The 16,359-nt window shown below is 71.7% G+C and carries 11 protein-coding genes and 3 pseudogenes; 1 reads left to right on the forward strand and 13 read right to left on the reverse strand.

Features of this window, described 5'->3' with window-relative positions; all coding sequences use genetic code 11:
* Nucleotides 1–77: 77 nt before the first annotated feature.
* From ACWDVB_RS23700 to ACWDVB_RS23720, 5 genes and pseudogenes are all read right to left on the reverse strand, one after another.
* Nucleotides 78–1,361 carry a sensor histidine kinase gene (locus ACWDVB_RS23700; RefSeq protein ID WP_451516303.1) on the reverse strand — a complete coding sequence of 428 codons (1,284 nt, stop codon included), beginning with the start codon at nt 1,359–1,361 and terminating at the stop codon, nt 78–80.
* Nucleotides 1,362–1,368: 7 nt separating this feature from the next.
* Nucleotides 1,369–2,022 (reverse strand): response regulator transcription factor, encoded by a 654-nt coding sequence (locus ACWDVB_RS23705; RefSeq protein WP_451516304.1) that lies wholly within the window; start codon nt 2,020–2,022, stop codon nt 1,369–1,371.
* A 216-nt stretch (nt 2,023–2,238) separates the two neighbouring features.
* On the reverse strand, nt 2,239–4,518 hold the full coding sequence (locus ACWDVB_RS23710) for a LuxR C-terminal-related transcriptional regulator (RefSeq protein ID WP_451516378.1): 2,280 nt from the start codon (nt 4,516–4,518) through the stop codon (nt 2,239–2,241).
* 177 nt (nt 4,519–4,695) lie between these two features.
* Nucleotides 4,696–5,133 (reverse strand): annotated as a pseudogene (locus ACWDVB_RS23715) (ATP-binding protein); the annotation flags it as partial.
* A 420-nt stretch (nt 5,134–5,553) separates the two neighbouring features.
* Nucleotides 5,554–6,738, reverse strand: coding sequence for a DUF6777 domain-containing protein (locus tag ACWDVB_RS23720; protein ID WP_451516305.1), 1,185 nt, complete (start codon nt 6,736–6,738; stop codon nt 5,554–5,556).
* 122 nt (nt 6,739–6,860) lie between these two features.
* Here ACWDVB_RS23720 and ACWDVB_RS23725 point away from each other — a divergent pair, with 122 nt between their 5' ends.
* The gene (locus ACWDVB_RS23725; RefSeq protein WP_451516306.1) at nt 6,861–8,288 is read left to right on the forward strand and encodes a lipase maturation factor family protein; all 1,428 of its coding nucleotides are present in this window, start codon (nt 6,861–6,863) and stop codon (nt 8,286–8,288) included.
* Here the strand turns inward: ACWDVB_RS23725 and ACWDVB_RS23730 are convergent.
* The 8 genes and pseudogenes from ACWDVB_RS23730 to ACWDVB_RS23765 form a co-directional block, all read right to left on the reverse strand.
* Nucleotides 8,276–9,142: an amidohydrolase family protein gene (locus ACWDVB_RS23730; RefSeq protein WP_451516307.1), complete on the reverse strand. Its 867-nt coding sequence runs from the start codon at nt 9,140–9,142 to the stop codon at nt 8,276–8,278. The two genes, ACWDVB_RS23725 and ACWDVB_RS23730, sit on opposite strands and share 13 nt — an antisense overlap.
* Nucleotides 9,139–9,306 (reverse strand): annotated as a pseudogene (locus tag ACWDVB_RS23735) (hypothetical protein). The gene ACWDVB_RS23730 and the pseudogene ACWDVB_RS23735 overlap by 4 nt, the downstream one beginning before the upstream one ends.
* The gene (locus tag ACWDVB_RS23740) at nt 9,303–10,322 is read right to left on the reverse strand and encodes an aldo/keto reductase (protein WP_451516308.1); all 1,020 of its coding nucleotides are present in this window, start codon (nt 10,320–10,322) and stop codon (nt 9,303–9,305) included. Before ACWDVB_RS23740 ends, ACWDVB_RS23735 begins: the two are co-directional and overlap by 4 nt.
* Nucleotides 10,319–11,074, reverse strand: coding sequence for an SDR family NAD(P)-dependent oxidoreductase (locus tag ACWDVB_RS23745; RefSeq protein WP_451516309.1), 756 nt, complete (start codon nt 11,072–11,074; stop codon nt 10,319–10,321). Before ACWDVB_RS23745 ends, ACWDVB_RS23740 begins: the two co-directional genes overlap by 4 nt.
* Entirely contained in the window at nt 11,071–12,411 is a 1,341-nt protein-coding gene (locus ACWDVB_RS23750; protein WP_451516310.1) for an L-fuconate dehydratase, read from the reverse strand. Before ACWDVB_RS23750 ends, ACWDVB_RS23745 begins: the two co-directional genes overlap by 4 nt.
* A 66-nt stretch (nt 12,412–12,477) precedes the next feature.
* On the reverse strand, nt 12,478–13,515 hold the full coding sequence (locus ACWDVB_RS23755; protein WP_451516311.1) for an ABC transporter permease: 1,038 nt from the start codon (nt 13,513–13,515) through the stop codon (nt 12,478–12,480).
* 79 nt (nt 13,516–13,594) lie between these two features.
* Nucleotides 13,595–15,133 (reverse strand): annotated as a pseudogene (locus tag ACWDVB_RS23760) (sugar ABC transporter ATP-binding protein); the annotation flags it as partial.
* Nucleotides 15,130–16,212: a sugar ABC transporter substrate-binding protein gene (locus ACWDVB_RS23765; RefSeq protein WP_451516312.1), complete on the reverse strand. Its 1,083-nt coding sequence runs from the start codon at nt 16,210–16,212 to the stop codon at nt 15,130–15,132. The gene ACWDVB_RS23765 and the pseudogene ACWDVB_RS23760, both read right to left, overlap by 4 nt.
* Nucleotides 16,213–16,359: the final 147 nt, after the last annotated feature.

Raw genomic sequence — 16,359 nt, forward strand, 5'->3', positions numbered from 1 at the left:
TCGGTGATGTGCGGCGGTGTTCGGGGAAATTCACCGCCGCACTTGTCGTACCATCGTAGGAGTGCCGTGGATTTTCCTCAACGAAGTCCCGTGTCCTTGTCCAACTGCCCAATATCCATTCCGCGTCCGCCGGAGCGCTCCGACCGTCGCGGAAAGGCGATCTCCACCGCGAGGCCGCCTCCGGCACGGGCCCGCGCGCTGATCGCCGCCCCGTGGGCGACGGCGATGGCGTGGACGATCGACAGACCGAGCCCATGGCCCTCGCCGACGGTGCGGCCGAGCCGCTGGAAGGGTTCGAAGAGCCGCTCGACCTGCTCGGGCGGCACCGCCGTCCCCGTGTTGGCCACGGCGACGACGGCGCTCCCGCCGCGGGTGCGGGTCGCGATCTCCAGGCGGCCGCCGGGGGTGTTGTGGCGTACGGCGTTGTCCACGAGGTGGGTCACCAGGCTCTGCACGAGGGCGGGGTCGCCCACGGTGTCCGCGGGCCCGATCACGGGCTCGGCCCGCAGGCCCCGGCGTTCGATCTCCGGGCGCGCGGTGTGCAGGGCCCATTCGGCGATGAGGGAGAGGTCCAGCGGCTCGCTGTGGTCAAGGCCCCGCTGGCTGCTGGAGAGGGTGAGCAGCGACTCCAGGAGGCGTGCCTGCTGTTCGCTGATGGCGAGGAGCCGTTCGAAGTTGGCCCGGAACGACTCGGTGGTGGCGTCGCGGTCGATGAGCGACTCCTCCAGGAGCGCGTGTTCCAGGGTGAGCGGGGTGCGCAGCTCGTGGGCGGCGTTGGCGACGAAGCGCCGATGGGAGTCCAGCGCCGCGTCGAGGCGGCCGAGGAGCCCGTCGACGGTGTCGGCCAGGACCTTCAGCTCGTCCTCGGGGCCCTGCACGGCCAGCCGCTCGTGGATGTTGCGGGCCGAGATGCGCTGGATGGCCCCGGTCATCGTGCGCAACGGGCGCAGGGCCCGCGAGGCGACCAGCCAGCCGAGCCCGGCCGATACGACGACCATGAGGGCCAGGGCGATCCCCGACTGGACGAGCAGCTGCCGCAGGCCGGCCCGGCGCTGGCGGGACGCCTGTTCGCGCAGCTGCCCGGTGACGTCGCCGGGCGAGAGGGGGACGTGCGCGCCGGGGACGCCTTCGTCGACGCGGATGCCCCCGCCCGGCGCGGGGAACGGCCCGTCGCCCGTGCCGCCCAGGATGACGCCGCCGATCGGGGAGCGGGCGACGAGCAGATAGGTGATCGCGAGCAGGACCGCTCCGGAGAACACGAACAGCGCGCCGTAGAGCAGCGTGAGGCGTACGCCCACCCGTCGGGGCGTCAGTCGGCGCCGTGCCGCGAGGGCCGGGGTGGCGAGCGAGGGCAGGCGCATGGATCCCTCAAATCCGGTAGCCGCCCCGAGGAATGGTCTCGATGACGGGCGGGTTGCCGAGCTTGGGTCGCAGGCGGTTGATCGTCGCCTTGACGGTGGTGGTGAACGGGTCCGTCGCCTCGTCCCACACCCGTTCCAGGAGTTCCTCGGCCGACACGACCCGGCCCTGGGCGGCGAGCAGGTACTCCAGGACGGCGAACTCCTTGGGTGTGAGCGGCAGCCGCTCCCCGGCGCGCGACGCGACCCGCTGCGCCGGGTCGAGTCTCAGATCGCCGCGGACCAGGACGGGCGGCAGCGCGGGCTGGGAGCGCCGGGCGAGCGCGCGGATGCGGGCGACCAGCTCGGCGTAGGCGAACGGCTTGGGGAGGTAGTCGTCCGCGCCGAGGCTGAAGCCCTCCACGCGGTGGGCGATCGTGCCGGATGCGGTCAGCATCAGCACACGGGCCTGCAGGGGCTCTTCGGCGAGCCTTCTGCACACCTCGTCGCCGTGCACGCCGGGCAGGTCACGGTCGAGCACGACCACGTCGTAGTCGACGACGGAGGTGCGTTCCAGGGCGTCGGAGCCGTCGTGGACGACGTCGACCGCCATGCCCTCCCGGCGCAGCACCCGTGCCACCGACTGTGCGAGCTCGGCATGGTCCTCGACCACCAGCACCCTCATCGTCCACCCCTCGCCGAGCGCGACACGGGCGGCGGGAAGGGGATCCGAGAACCGATCATGAGGACCACGTTGCCCGAACCCGCGTCACGTACCGGTCACAGGCCAGCAGGCTACCTGTGCGTCTTCCTGTGCATCTTCCTGTGCGTCGGTCACAGATCTTCGGACCGCCGTGTGACCGTCCGCCGCGTAGAAAAGACAACCGTGCTCCTCCACCGCCTATCCCACGTGCAGCCGGTCGCAGGCGTCGTGCGTCGCGTTCCCCTCGTGGCTGCCGGGGCCCGCGAAGGGGCTGAGCTTCGCCGCGAGGTCGGCGCGCCGCTGGACGGCGAGCTTGCGGTACGCGCGGGTCAGGTGCTGTTCGACGGTGCTGACCGTGATGCAGAGCTTGTCGGCGATCTGGCGGTTGGTGTGGCCCCGCACGGCGAGCGTGGCCACGCGCAACTCGGCGTCGCTCAGTTCGTCGGGATGTCGGCGGTTCCCGGACGACCACGGCTGTTCGGCGGGGCGCGTGCCGTCGGCGTCGGCGGTCCGCGCCCGGGGTACGGGCATGCCGCACTCCGCGGCCAGCTGCTGTGCCTTGCGGGCCAGGGCGCGCGCCTGGCCGCTCTTGCCGAGCTCGCGGTGGGTCCGCGCCAACTCGTCGGTGGCGCCGACCAGTTCGAGCCGGTGTCCGCGCTCCCGCAGGATCTCGATGGCCTCGCCGAGCAGCGGCGGCCGGTGCGCGGCGTTCAGCGTGTTCGCGAGGGCCCGCAGGGAGACGGCGCGCGCCCAGCCGCTCCTCCGCCCCACCAGGGTCAGCTGCTCCTCGGCCAGGGCCCGGGCGCGGTCGTTCTCGCCCAGCGAGAGGTGGGCCTCGGCGGCGTCGGTGCGCCAGGGCACGAGCGCGGGCAGGTCGAACTCCCAGCGTGTCATCAGGTCCCCGCAGCTGAGGAAGTCGTCGAGCGCGGCATAGGGGCGCCCGGCGGCGAGGTAGTAGTGGCCGCGGGCCCGGAGGTAGAGCAGCCCGTCGGGCGTCTGGAACGCCGGGTCGGGGACGGGGACGTTCAGATGGGCGGCGGCCTCGTCGAGACGGCCCATGACGGTCCTGGCGTACACCGCGGTGGCGACGGGCGAGGCGACGGCGACGCCCCAGCCGTCCGCGGGGACCAGGGTGAGCGCCGAGCGCGCCGACTCCTCGGCGGCGGCGAGCGCGCCCGTACGCAGCTCGATGCGGGCCTTGGCCGAGACGAGCAGCGCCTGCCACATGGGGGCGCGCCGCTCGGCGGCCTCCTTGAGGAGGGTGTCGCACCAGAAGGCCGCGGTGTCGAGGCGGTCGGCGAGGACCAGGGAGTTGAGCGCGACCAGGAGCGCTGTGAGCGTGTTGTCGTCGAGGCGGGTGCTCTGCAGGATCTGCTCGGCCCGGACGACCGCTTCGCCGTCCGCCCCGTCGAGGAGGGCCTTCATCAGGGTCGCCGCCCGCTGGTGGGGGCCGCGCGCCCGGGAGCGCGCGTGCTTGGGGGCGGCGTGTTCCGGCGTCTCGTCCGGCGTCTCGTGCCGCGTCTCGTGCCGCGGGTCGTCGCCGAGGCAGGCGCGGGCCGAGGCGGGGAGCCCCGGATAGGCGTACGTCATCCAGCGGCGCGGGCAGTCGTGCCGGTGGGACGTGCCGGGCCCGGGGTGCGCGTAGGGCTCGGTGCCGCGCTGCTCGGTGGCCCGGAGCACATCGAGGGCCCGCTCGACCTGGCCGAACCAGAGGAGGTGGGCGACGAGTTCGTCCGCGTCGCCGGGGCCGAGGCGGCCGTCCAGCGCGGCCTCGGTGAGCTCGGGCAGGTGCTGGGTGACGCCGGACGGGTTGACGCGCCAGCCGGCCCGGGTGAGCGCGGCCCTGATCTCCACGGCCTGGCGCGCGTCGGCGCCGGAGTCACGGGCGACCCGCAGACAGGTGAGGGCCAGGTCGACCTCGTCGTCGGCGAGGGCCCGCCCGGCGGCCTCGATGAGGGTGCGCAGCGCCCAGGGCGCCTCGACTCTCCCCGCCGCCATCAGGTGCTGGACGACGACGGTGGCGGCCGCTCCGTGCTCGTGCAGGACCTGGGCGAAGCGGGCCTCCAGGCGGGTGCGGTCCGCGGGTTCCATGCTTCTGAGCACCGCGGCGCGTCCGTCCTCGTGGCGGAACCAGCCGGCGTCGAGCAGGCCCGCGTCGTTCAGCGCGCGCAGACTGCGGTGGAGCGACTCCCGGCTGCCGCCGAGGACCTCCACCAGTTCGGCCAGCGACACGTCGGGACCGGCCACGGCGAGCGCCCAGGCGGTGCGCCGTGTGGCGAGGTCGCTGCGGTACAGGGCGGTGGCGACGGCCTGTACGAAGGCCTCACCGGACACGAGATCGCCGCCCGGCCCGGCGCCCGAGGAGCGGTGGTCCTCGATCAGCGCCCGGGTCAGCAGCGGGCTGCCGCCACCCATCTGGTGCAGCTGCGTGACGAACTTGCGCGTCCGCCACCCGGGTCCGCCGCACCTTGAGATCATTTCGGCCACTCCTTGCCGCTGGAGGGGCCCGAGCCTGATATTGCGGCATCCCGAGAGGCGCAGCAAATCAACGCGCAATCCCGTATTCCCGGCCAGGAAACCGCTGTTCTCTCCCAGGACGACCAGAACGCGACCGACGTCGATGCGACGCGCCAGATACAGCAGGCATTCCAAGGACTGACTGTCGGCGTGATGCACATCGTCTATGCCGAGCACCACTGTGGTCTCCCTGGCCTTTTCGAGGACAATCCCACAGAGCTCGGGAATCTCGTTCATCGCCGCGGACGGTGCGCACGCGGTGCGGTGCGGCTGCGCCGCGCCCGCGACAAGGCCGAGGAGCCGGGCCGCGCGCCGGGCGTCCGCGCCCACGAGTCCGGCACCGAGCAGCAGCTGCCCCATGACACCAAGAGGCAGGTCGCTCTCTGCCTGTGAAGCCGTGGCCTGGAGATACAGGGCTCCGGCGGCTGTCGCGCGCTCACCGAAGGCGCGCAGGAGCGCGGTCTTGCCGCTGGCCACCGGGCCGCTTACCAGAAGGACTCCGCCATGCCCGCCCGCGCACGAGCCGAGCATGCTTTCCATGATCGAGAATGCTTCACCACGTTCCACCAAGTTCATGAGCCGACTTCTCCCCCGCACCTGACGGCTGATCCTTGACCGGCCGGACGACCAGCTGGATCAATTCCCCTGACTTGACCTGCCACCCGTGCGAAGACTCTGCCATATATGAAAATCAACCACCAGCGCTATTTGACTCAATGCCTTCCTATTACCGTCGTGAATGCGCCACGTATCAGACAAGTGGAAGCTGACACTCCACATCCGGGGAAAACCATTGCTCAATTGCCTGAGGAGTGAATCAACGGCTTTCCAGAACGCAGTTTCGAAGCAGATTGAATGAACGGATGTGACGCCTGGGGCACCAGCGACGTGAGGGCCGGGGAACGATTGGCCCGATCAGCGTGGCTCCGCCGAGCGGCGTGTGACTGATTCGCAGGCGTCGGCCGACCGCCGGGACGGGCGCGTCGCCGGGCCGGATCAGCTGTCGAAGGTGCCCGGATCGCTGTCGGAGAAGGGATTCTCGGACAGATACGGATCGTCGGGCTCCGTCGGCTCAGTCGGCTCCTCCTGCGTCGAGGGCGTGGGGCAGCCGGGCGGGAGCGGCGACGACGGCTCATCGGGAGTGCCCGTCCCCTCCGAGGGGCTCGGGCAGTCGGCCGAGGCCGTGCCGGGGTCGTTGGGGACGACGTCCTCGCGGGAGGGGTCCTGGCTCTCGTCGGAGTCCTGGCTCTCGCCGGGGTCCTGGCTGCGGTCCTGGTCCTGGTCCCGATCCCGATCCCGATCCTGGTCCTGGTCCTGGTCGGATTCCGTGGGTCCCGGGGTGTCGCTCTCGTCAGTGGACTCGTCGGGGTCGCTGGGCGTCGGGGGCGGAGGCGGGGTCGGCGGCACCGGCGGCTTGGTGACGCGGTCCTGGTCGCCGTCCTTGTCACCGATCTTCCGCTCGATCCAGGTGTTGTTGACGATGTTCACGATGGTGATGTTCGTGATCGGTCGCGGCGCCGGCGTCACCACGACCACGCGCGTCGGCTGGTAGCCGCTCCAGGGGCGCCCGTTGTGGCGGGGCGAGCCCTTGAGGGCGACGGGTGGCTTCAGCGGGTTGCCGCACGCGCAGCGCACCCGCGGCAGCCCCCGCTCGTCGACGAGGACGGCCGTGCCCGCCTGGAGGACGGACTGGAAGCTCGTCGCGGAGTCGCCGCGGAATCCGTGGTTGGTCACGCGGGTGTCGGCCCGCAGCACGACGGGCGTCAGGCCGTGCAGGAAGCTGCCGATCTCCGCCTGGTCGATGCCGGACAGCCGCGCGAAGGCACGGGCCTTGGCCTGGTCGCCGGTCAGGTAGCGCACCTGCTGGTCGACGTCACAGCTGCCGACGGAGTGTGTGCCGCCGTACAGGCCCGGCGTACCGCCCGAGACGGAGCGGGTCCCCTGCGGGGTCGCGGACCCGGTGGGCGAGGGTTGCGGCGAACGGGTGACGGGCGGCGGGCTCGCGGCGCTCTTCGCGGTGGAGTCGGTGAACGGGTCGGGGCCCTGCGCGGCGACGGGCTGCATGAACAGTTCGCGGCCACCGTCGGCGGAGTTCTTCCCGCCGTCGCCGGAGCAGCCCGCGACCGCGAGGGCCGCGGATATCGCGAAGGTCATCGCGTGGGTCCTGGTGGGTGCGCGCACGGGTTCTCCCGCCGTTGCCGGGCCATGTGCCCCGCTCTGTGCCAAGGGGGTCCCGTCATTGTCTGCGGGGGCTCCGGGCGCCTCGCAAGCCGAAGCGGCTCACCCAGCGTGACAATGGACGCATGGAGTGGTTCACGGCGGACGGGTACGGACTGAGCCGGCTGATCTTCCAGCGAGCCCTGGCCGCGCTCTATCTGGTGGCGTTCCTGGGCGCGGCCCTGCAGTTCCGGGCGCTCATCGGGGAGCGCGGGATGCTGCCGGTGGCGAGGTACGTGGAGCGGGTGCCGTTCCGGCGGGCGCCGAGCCTGTTCCAGCTCCACTACTCGGACCGGTTCTTCGCGCTCTGCGCGTGGGCGGGGTGCGCGGTCGCGGTGGCGCTGCTCGCGGGCGCCGACAGCCTGCTTCCGCTGTGGGGCGCGATGCTGCTGTGGCTGGTCCCGTGGGCGCTCTATCTCTCCATCGTGAACGTGGGGCAGACGTGGTACGGCTTCGGCTGGGAGTCGCTGCTCCTGGAGGTGGGCTTCCTCGCCGTCTTCCTCGGCAACGACCACGTCGCGCCGCCCGTCCTCGTGCTCCTCCTGCTGCGCTGGGTGCTGTTCCGCGTGGAGTTCGGCGCCGGGCTGATCAAGATGCGCGGCGACGCGTGCTGGCGCAAGCTCACCTGCCTGGACTTCCACCACGAGACGCAGCCGATGCCGGGGCCGCTGAGCTGGTTCTTCCACCACCTGCCCCGGCCCGTGCACCGGGTGGAGGTCGCGGCCAACCACGTCACTCAACTGGCCGTGCCGTTCCTGCTGTTCACGCCGCAGCCGGTGGCGACCGGAGCGGCCTGCCTGATGATCGTCACGCAGCTGTGGCTCGTCCTGTCCGGCAACTTCGCCTGGCTGAACTGGATCACCATCGTGGTCGCGGTGTCCGCCGTGGACTTCTCCGGCCTGCGCGCCCCGTCGCCGTACCCGCGGACCCCGCTCTGGTACGAGGTGGTGGTCATCGGCGTCACCGCGCTGCTGCTCGCACTGAGTTACCGCCCGGTCCGCAACCTCCTGTCCCGGCGGCAGGTCATGAACACCTCCTTCGACCCGCTGCACCTCGTCAACTCCTACGGCGCGTTCGGCAGCGTCAGCCGCGTCCGTCAGGAGGTCGTCGTGGAGGGCACGACGGCTCCGGTGCCGCGCGAGGACTCCGAGTGGCTCGCCTACGAGTTCAAGGGCAAGCCCGGTGACGTGCGCCGCTGGCCGCGCCAGTTCGCCCCGTACCATCTGCGGCTGGACTGGATGATGTGGTTCGCGGGGCTCTCCCCCGCCTACGCCCGCTCGTGGTTCGGCCCGCTGGTGGAGCGGCTGCTTGACGGCGACCGCGACACGCTGCGGCTGCTGCGTCGCTCCCCGTTCCCGCCCGATGCCCCGCCCACGTACATCCGTGCCCGGCTGTACCGCTACCGGTTCACGACCTGGCGCGAGCTGCGCGAGACGGGCGCCTGCTGGGAGCGCACGTTCGTCCGTGAGTTCCTGGCGCCGACGCGGCTCGCCACGCCCGCTCAGAAGCGGTAGACGCGGCGCGCCGTCCCGCCGAAGACCTCGCCGCACTCACGGGTGTCGAGCGAGGACGTCAACAGCCCGGCGGCGTCGAGGACTTCGACGTACGAAGCCGCGAGGGTACTGACGGGCCAGTCGGAGCCGAACATCAGCCGCCCGGGTCCGAAGGCGTGCAGGACGGTGTCCGCGTAGGGCCGCAGGTCGTCCACCGTCCACGTCCGGTGGTCGGCCTCGGTGACCATGCCGGAGAGTTTGCACACGGTGTTGGGGCGCGCGGCGAGCGCGCGGACCGCCGAGGCCCAGGGTTCGAGGGCTCCTGAGGCGATGGGCGGCTTGCCCAAGTGGTCGAGGACGAGGGTGAGTCCGGGGAGGTCCGCCGCCGCCTTGGCGCAGGCGGGGAGCTGATGGGGCTGTACGAGGAGGTCGTACGCGAGCCCCGCGTCGGCGAGGGCGGCCAGTCCCCTGCGGACGTCCGCGCGCAGCAGCCACTCGGGATCCGGCTCGCTCTGCACCTGATGACGGATGCCCACCAGCCGCTCCCCTCCCGGGAGTTCGCGGAGGGAGGCGAGGGCGTCGGCCACGTCGGGGCGGGTCAGGTCCGTCCAGCCGACGACGCCGGCGACGAGGTCGCTGTCCGCCGCGAGGGCGAGGAGCTCCGGGGTCTCCTGCGGGACGGTCACCGTCTGGACGAGGACCGTGGCGCCGATCCCCGCCGCGCGGGCCTCGGGTGCGAGGTCGGCCAGGGAGAAGTTCCTGCGGAGCGGCGCGAGGGCGTCACCGGTGATCCACTCCTGGTCGCGGACGGAGAGGTCCCACACGTGGTGGTGGGCGTCGACCACGGGCCCCACCGGGCGGGGCCCGCCGCTCACGGGAGCTCCCATACGACGGGCAGCCCGGCCTCCGCGCCCTCGGCGGAGTAGTCGTGCGGCCGTAGTCCTCGCACTCCAGAAGATGAAAGAGGTACCTCGCGGTGGGCGGCGTCGTACGCCTCGACGCGGTCCGCGCGGACCTCGGTGTGCAGGGCGATTCTCATGGACGGCCCCTTTCTCCTACGTCGGACGGTACGGGCACCTCGGGCGGCAGCAGCCCCTCCGCGCGGGCCTCCCGCCAGAAGTCTTCCGGCACGTCGGCCGCGAACTGCTCGGCGGCGTCCGTGACCTGTTCCGGAGCGTGGATGCCGACCAGGACGCTGGCGACGGCCGGGTGCCCGAAGGGGAAGGCGAGCGCGGCGGCCCGCAGGGTGGTGCCGTGCCGTTCGGCGAGGGCCCGCAGGGCGCGGGCGCGCCCCAGGAGTCCGGGCGGCGCCTCGGTGTAGTCGAACCGCGCGCCCGGCTTCGGATCGGCGAGCAGCCCGGAGTTGAAGACGCCGCCGATGACGATCGACGCGCCCCGCTCGCTCGCCGCGGGCAGCAGTCCGGTGAGGGCCTCGTGGTCGAGGAGGGTGTAGCGGCCCGCGCACAGCACCGCGTCGACGTCCGTGTCGCGGACGAAGCGGGTGAGCATCCCGGCCTGGTTCATGCCCGCGCCGATCGCGCCGACGACCCCTTCGGAGCGCAGCTTCTCCAGGGCCGGGTATCCCTCGCGGAAGGCCTCTTCGCCGTGGTCGTCGGGGTCGTGGAGGAAGACGACGTCGACGCGGTCGGTGCCGAGGCGGGTCAGGCTGGACTCGATGGAGCGGCGCACGCCGTCCGCGCTGAAGTCCCAGACGCGGCGGTGTGTCGCGGGCACCGCGAAGCCGCCGTCGGCGAGGTCGTCGCCGCGCACCTCGTCGACCGGTTCGAGGAGCCGCCCGACCTTCGTGGAGATCACGTACGAGGAGCGGTCGCGGCCGCGCAGCGCCTCGCCCAGCCTGCGTTCGGAGAGGCCGAGGCCGTAGTGCGGGGCGGTGTCGAAGTAGCGGATGCCCGCGTTCCAGGCGTGGTCGAGTGCGGCGGCCGCCTGGCCGTCGGTGACCGGCGAGTAGAGGTTGCCGATGCCGGCGGCGCCGAAGGACAGCTCGGTCACCTCGACGCCGCCGGTGCCCAGTGGGCGCCGCGCCAGGGCGTTCATCCGTTCACCGGCCGCAGGCGCAGGCCCTGCATGCCGCCGTCGACGGCGAGCGCGGTGCCGGTGGTGGCGCCGGACAGGGGGCTCGCCAGGTAGGCGATGGCGCCCGCGACCTCGTCGGCCGTGACGAGGCGGCCGGTGGGCTGGCGGGCCCGGAGCGCGGCCCGCTCGGCCGCCGGGTCGGGCGCGGCGTCCAGGAGGCGGCCGACCCACGGGGTGTCGACGGTGCCGGGGTTGACGCAGTTGACGCGAATGCCTTCGCGTATGTGGTCGGCGGCCATCGCGAGGGTCAGGGAGAGCACGGCGCCCTTCGACGCCGAGTACAGGGCGCGCTGGGGCAGGCCGGCGGTCGCGGCGATGGAGCAGGTGTTGACGACGGCGGCCCGCGAGGAGGAGCGCAGGTGGGGCAGGGCGGCGCGGGTGGTGCGGACGATCCCGAGGACGTTGACGTCCAGGACGGTGTGCCACTGGGCGTCGTCGTTGTCCTCGACGGTGCCCTGGGCGCCGATGCCCGCGTTGTTGACGAGGATGTCCAGGCCGCCGAGGTCGGTGGCGGCCGAGGCGACCGCCTGCCGCACGGAGGCGTCGTCGGCGACATCGGCGGCGTACGCGCGCAGCGGCTTGTCCACACCGCTCGGGTCGAGGTCGAGGACGGCGACCTCGGCGCCGCGCGCGGCCAGCAGGTCGGCGGTGGCGCGGCCGATGCCGGACGCGCCGCCGGTGACCAGCGCCTTGAGCCCCTCGAAGTCGGTCATGCGGCTGCTCCCTTGTCCGATGCGAGGTCGGCGGCCCAGAACGTGCCGCCCGGATAGGTGAACTCGGCGACCGACTCCGTCCGCATCGTCGCCGAGAAGCCCGGCGCGGTCGGGGCCGTGTAGTGGCCCCCGCGCATCACGACCGGGTCGATGAAGTGCTCGTGGAGGTGGTCGACGTACTCGATGACGCGGTTCTCCGTGGTGCCCGACAGCGCCACGTAGTCGAACATCGACAGGTGCTGGACCAGCTCGCACAGGCCCACGCCGCCCGCGTGCGGGCAGACGGGGACGCCGAACTTGGCGGCGAGGAGGAGGATCGCGAGGTTCTCGTTGACGCCGCCGACGCGCGCCGCGTCGATCTGGAGGATGTCGATGGCGCCCGCCTGGAGGAGCTGCTTGAAGACGATGCGGTTCTGGACGTGTTCGCCGGTGGCGACCTTGACCGGGGCGACGGCCTCGCGGATCACGGCGTGGCCGAGGACGTCGTCGGGGCTGGTGGGCTCCTCCACCCAGTAAGGGTCGAACGCGGTGAGGGCGCGTGTCCACTCCACCGCCTCGTCGACGTTCCAGCGCTGGTTGGCGTCGATCGCCATGCGGATGCCGGGGCCGATCGCCTCGCGGGCGGTGCGGCAGCGGCGGATGTCGTCGGCGAGGTCCGCGCCGACCTTCAGTTTGATCTGCGTGAAGCCTTCGGCGACGGCCTGGCGGGCCAGGCGGGTGAGCTTCTCGTCGCTGTAGCCGAGCCAGCCGGGCGAGGTGGTGTAGCCGGGGAAGCCGCGCTCCCGTAGGGCTGCCTCACGCTCGGAAGCGCCCTTACGCCCGGCCCGCAGCAGCTTAAGGGCCTCCTCGGGGCCGAGGGTGTCCGTGATGTAGCGGAAGTCGACCTGGGAGACGAGCCACTCGGGCGTGGCGTCGGCGAGGAGCTGCCACAGCGGCTTGCGCGCCCGCTTGGCGGCGAGGTCCCAGACGGCGTTGACGACCGCGCCGATTGCCATGTGCATCACGCCCTTCTCTGGTCCGAGCCACCGCAGCTGGCTGTCGCCGATCAGAACGCGGTTGACGGTGCCGGGGTCGGCGCAGAGCTCGTCGACCTCACGGCCGATCACGTGGTGGCGCAGCGACTGGACCGCCGCGACCTGCACCTCGTTGCCGCGGCCGATGGTGAAGGTGAAGCCGTGTCCCTCCAGGCCGTCGCCCGCGTCGGTGCGCAGCACCACGTAGGCGGCGGAGTAGTCGGGATCCGGGTTCATCGCGTCGGACCCGTCCAGCTCCCGTGAGGTCGGGAACCGTATGTCGTAGGTGTCGACCGCGGTGACGCGGGCGGGAGTCGGTGACACAGGAGGCCTTTCCGGAAAGGTGCGGGAAGCCGCGGACCGGTACGGGGTCGGTGGACCGGTACGGGGTCAGTCCTGGGCGCGGCCGGTCGTGACGCGCGCGATCATCAGGGCGACCAGGATGATTCCGCCGTAGATGGCCTGGATCCAGAAGGACGGCACCTGGGCGAGGGTGAGCAGGTTCTGTACGACGCCGAGCAGCAGTACGCCGGTGAGGGCGCCGAACATGGTGCCCTTGCCGCCGTCGAGGCTGATGCCTCCGATGACGGCGGCGGCGAAGACCGTGAAGATCATGTTCTGGCCCTGGTTGGCGTTGATGGCGCCGACGTAGCCGGTCTGCATGAGCCCGCCGACCGCGGCGAGGGCTCCGGCGACGACGAACACGCCGAGCATGACGCGTTCGACGCGGATGCCCGCGGCGCGCGCCGCGTCCGGGTTGCCGCCGATCGCGTAGAGGGCCCGTCCCACCCGGTGGTACTTGAGGACGAGGCCCGCGATGCCGAAGGCGGCCGCCGCGAGCCACACCGACAGGGGGACGGTGAGGAAGGTGGTGGTGGCGAGCGTGTGGAAGGCGTCGGGCATGCCGAAGAGGGTCTTGCCCTTGGTGGCGCCGACGAGCAGCCCGCGCAGCACGATCAGCATGGCGAGCGTCACGATGAACGCGTTGAGCTTCAGCTTCACCACGAGTACGCCGTTGAAGGCGCCGATGGCCGCGCCGACGAGGAGGATCGCGAGGAGCCCGACGGCGGCGGGCAGGTCCGTCCCGAAACCGGCCTGCGCGGCGGGCAGGACGAGAAGCGCGCCGAGGGCGGGCGCGATGCCGACGACCGACTCCAGGGACAGGTCGAACTTGCCGGTGATCAACACGAGCGACTCGGCGAGTACGACCATCGCGAGGGCGGCGGACGCGCCGAGGATGGAGATGAGGTTCCGCTCGGTGAGGAAGGAGTCGTTGAGCAGTGCGCCCAGCAGCATGAGCAGCAACAGAGCGGGAACGAGGGCCAGTTCTCTGGCGCGGCGCAGGAGTACGGATTTGGCCGAGGCCGCGTCCCGGCCCGGCCGTACGGGGGTGGCCGCCGTCGCGGCCGGGGCCTTGAGGCCAGCCATGGCGCTCTCCTCGTGGGTCGTCTGCGGGTGCGTTGTGGCTGGTCGCGCAGTTCCCCGCGCCCCTGACGGGGCCCGGCTGGTCCACGCCCTCGATCGATGCGATCAGGGCGTGGTCGGGCCAGCCCGCCGCGTGTTCCGCGACGATCCGGCCGTGGAAGAGGACCAGGACGCGGTCGCAGCGGCGCAGGTCGTCCAGTTCGTCAGAGACCACGAGCACCGCCGTGCCGTCCTCGCGGGCGTTGTCCACGCGGGCGAGCAGGGACTCCTTGGACTTCACGTCGACGCCGGCGGTGGGGTTGATGAGGACGAGCAGGCGCGGGTTCGAGGCGAGGGCACGGGCCATGACGACCTTCTGGGCGTTGCCGCCGGAGAGGTCGGACACCGGCTGGTCGGGGCCCTCGGCATGGATGTCGAGGCGCTGGATGAGGTCGTCGGCGAAGCGGCGCTTGCGCTCGGCGGCGACGAATCCGTACCGCCCGAGCCGGTCGAGGACGCTCATCGTGGCGTTGTCCCCGATGGACATGCCGAAGACGAGGCCCTGGCCGTGCCGGTCGCGCGGGACGCAGCCGACCCCGGCGCGCAGGGCCGCGCTCACTTCGCCGAACGGCAGTGGCGTGCCGTCAAGTCGGGCGGTGCCCGCCGTCGGCGTGTGCAGTCCGGCGAAGCTCTCCGCGAGGCTGATCTTGCCGCTGCCGCTGGATCCGGCGAGGCCGACGACCTCGCCCGCACGGACGGTCAGGTCGATGTCGGCGTACGCGTCGCCGGTGAGGCCGCGGGCGTCGAGCACGACGGGGGTGTCGGCGGGGACCTCGGTGCGCGCGACGGCCTCCTCGGCCTCCGCCTGCTCGGTGATGACCTCGCCCGCCATGGCCTCCACCAGCGCCGCGCGCGGCAGTTCGGCGACGGGGGCGCTGGTGATCCAGCGGGCGTCGCGCAGCACGGTGACGGTCTGGCACACCTCGTACACCTCCTGGAGGTGGTGCGAGATGAACAGGAAGGTGACGCCGGACTCCTGGAGGGCGCGCATGCGGGTGAAGAGGCGTTCGATCTCGCGGTTGTCGAGCTGCGCGGTCGGCTCGTCGAGGACGATGAAGCGCGCTCCGAAGCTCAACGCCCGGGCTATCTCGACCATTTGGCGGTCCTCGACCTTGAGGTCGGCCGTGCGCGCTTCGGGGTCGACGCGTACGTCCCAGGTGTCGAGGAGTCCGGCGGCCTCGGCGCGCAGTCTGCGCCAGCTGATGAAGCCGCCGCGGCCCGAGGGCTGCCGGTTGATGAAGAGGTTCTCGGCGACGCTCAGTTCGGGCACGACCGTGGGCTTCTGGTAGACGCAGGCCACCTTGCGGCGCCAGGCGTCGCGGTCGGTGAGCGCGGGCGCGGGCTCGCCGTCGAAGAGGACGGTGCCCGCGTCCGGCGCCTGGAGCCCGGTGAGGATGGTGACGAGGGTGGACTTGCCCGCGCCGTTGCGGCCGACGAGGGCGTGGGACTCACCGGGCAGGACGGTCAGGCGGCCGTCCCGCAGCGCGACGGCGGGTCCGTACCGCTTCACTATGCCGGAGGCCTCGACGAGCGCGGTCGCGGCCCGGCCGTCCGCGGGGGGCTCGGTCATCGGCGTACTCATTGGACCGTGTTGCCCCACAGCTCGGAGTCGTCGACGTTCTCCTTGGTGACCAGGGGCGCGGGCAGCTGGTCCTCCAGGATGCCGCTGGGCAGCCTCACGATCTCGGAACCGTGGCCGGTCGGGCCGGGCTTGAACTTCTTGCCGTTCATCGCGGCCTTGATGTAGTACATGCCGTACTTGGCGTAGGCGTCGGCGGGCTGCGAGACGGTCGCGTCGATCTGGCCCTTGCGGATGGCGTCGAACTCCTGCGGGATGCCGTCGTTGGAGATGACGGTGATGTGCCCCTTCTCCCCCGCCTTCTTCAGCATCCCCTTCGACTTGAGGGTCTGGAGGGTCGGCGCGAGGTAGACGCCGCCCGCCTGCAGATAGATGCCCTTGATGTCCGGGTTGGAGTTGAGCAGCGTGTCCAGCTTGGAGGCGGCCGTGTCGGACTCCCACTTGGCCGGGATCTCCAGGACCTCCAGCTCGGGGTACTTCTCCTGCACGCAGTGGCGGAACGCCTCGGAGCGCTCGCGGCCGTTGACGGACGCCAGGTCACCCATGATCTGCACGACCTTGCCGGTCCTGACCTGCTTGCCGAGGTAGCCGCAGGCCTTCTTCCCGTACGCGACGTTGTCGGCCCGCACCACCATCGCGACCTTGCCCTTCTCGGGTGCGACGTCGACGGCGACCACGGGCACGCCCTTGCGCTCGGCCTGGTCGAGTCCGGCGGAGACGGCGGCGCTGTCGAGCGGCGCCACGACGAGCCCCTTCACTCCCTGGTTCAGCTGGTTGTTGATGTCGGTGATCTGCTGCGAGGGGTCACTGTTGGAGTTGACGGTCTTCATCACGTCCACGTCCTGCGACTTCGCCATCTTCGGCACGTAGTCGTTGTACGACTGCCAGAACGGCGAGGTCAGCAGGGGCAGGATCACCCCGACCTCGCCCTCGCCGCCGCCTTCGCCGCCGGGCGACGCGGTGTCCTTCGTACTGCCGCACGCCGTGAGCACGAGGGACGCGCAGGCGGCCGCGGCCGCGGCGCGCACCACCCGTGAACTGCCCCGCCTGCTCGGCTTGTCGCGCACTGTCATGCCGGCCATCTGACGGCTCCTCATCGAGCGGGATCGGTCGGGATCGGTCGGGATCGAAAGGATTCCAGCATCTGATGACGCGAATATTTATCAGACCACTTGGCGCCCACAACACCCCTCAACGCCAATCTTTCCCACTTTCAGGCCGTAGTGGTC

The sequence above is a fragment of the Streptomyces sp. NPDC003379 genome (assembly GCF_053589195.1).

Coding starts and splice junctions, on each gene's coding strand:
- ACWDVB_RS23745 (WP_451516309.1), bottom strand. CDS start 11,074: ATGACCGACTTCGAGGGGCTCAAGGCGCTGGTCACCGGCGGCGCGTCC.
- ACWDVB_RS23705 (WP_451516304.1), bottom strand. CDS start 2,022: ATGAGGGTGCTGGTGGTCGAGGACCATGCCGAGCTCGCACAGTCGGTG.
- ACWDVB_RS23755 (WP_451516311.1), bottom strand. CDS start 13,515: ATGGCTGGCCTCAAGGCCCCGGCCGCGACGGCGGCCACCCCCGTACGG.
- ACWDVB_RS23740 (WP_451516308.1), bottom strand. CDS start 10,322: ATGAACGCCCTGGCGCGGCGCCCACTGGGCACCGGCGGCGTCGAGGTG.
- ACWDVB_RS23765 (WP_451516312.1), bottom strand. CDS start 16,212: ATGGCCGGCATGACAGTGCGCGACAAGCCGAGCAGGCGGGGCAGTTCA.
- ACWDVB_RS23710 (WP_451516378.1), bottom strand. CDS start 4,518: ATGATCTCAAGGTGCGGCGGACCCGGGTGGCGGACGCGCAAGTTCGTC.
- ACWDVB_RS23700 (WP_451516303.1), bottom strand. CDS start 1,361: ATGCGCCTGCCCTCGCTCGCCACCCCGGCCCTCGCGGCACGGCGCCGA.
- ACWDVB_RS23725 (WP_451516306.1), top strand. CDS start 6,861: ATGGAGTGGTTCACGGCGGACGGGTACGGACTGAGCCGGCTGATCTTC.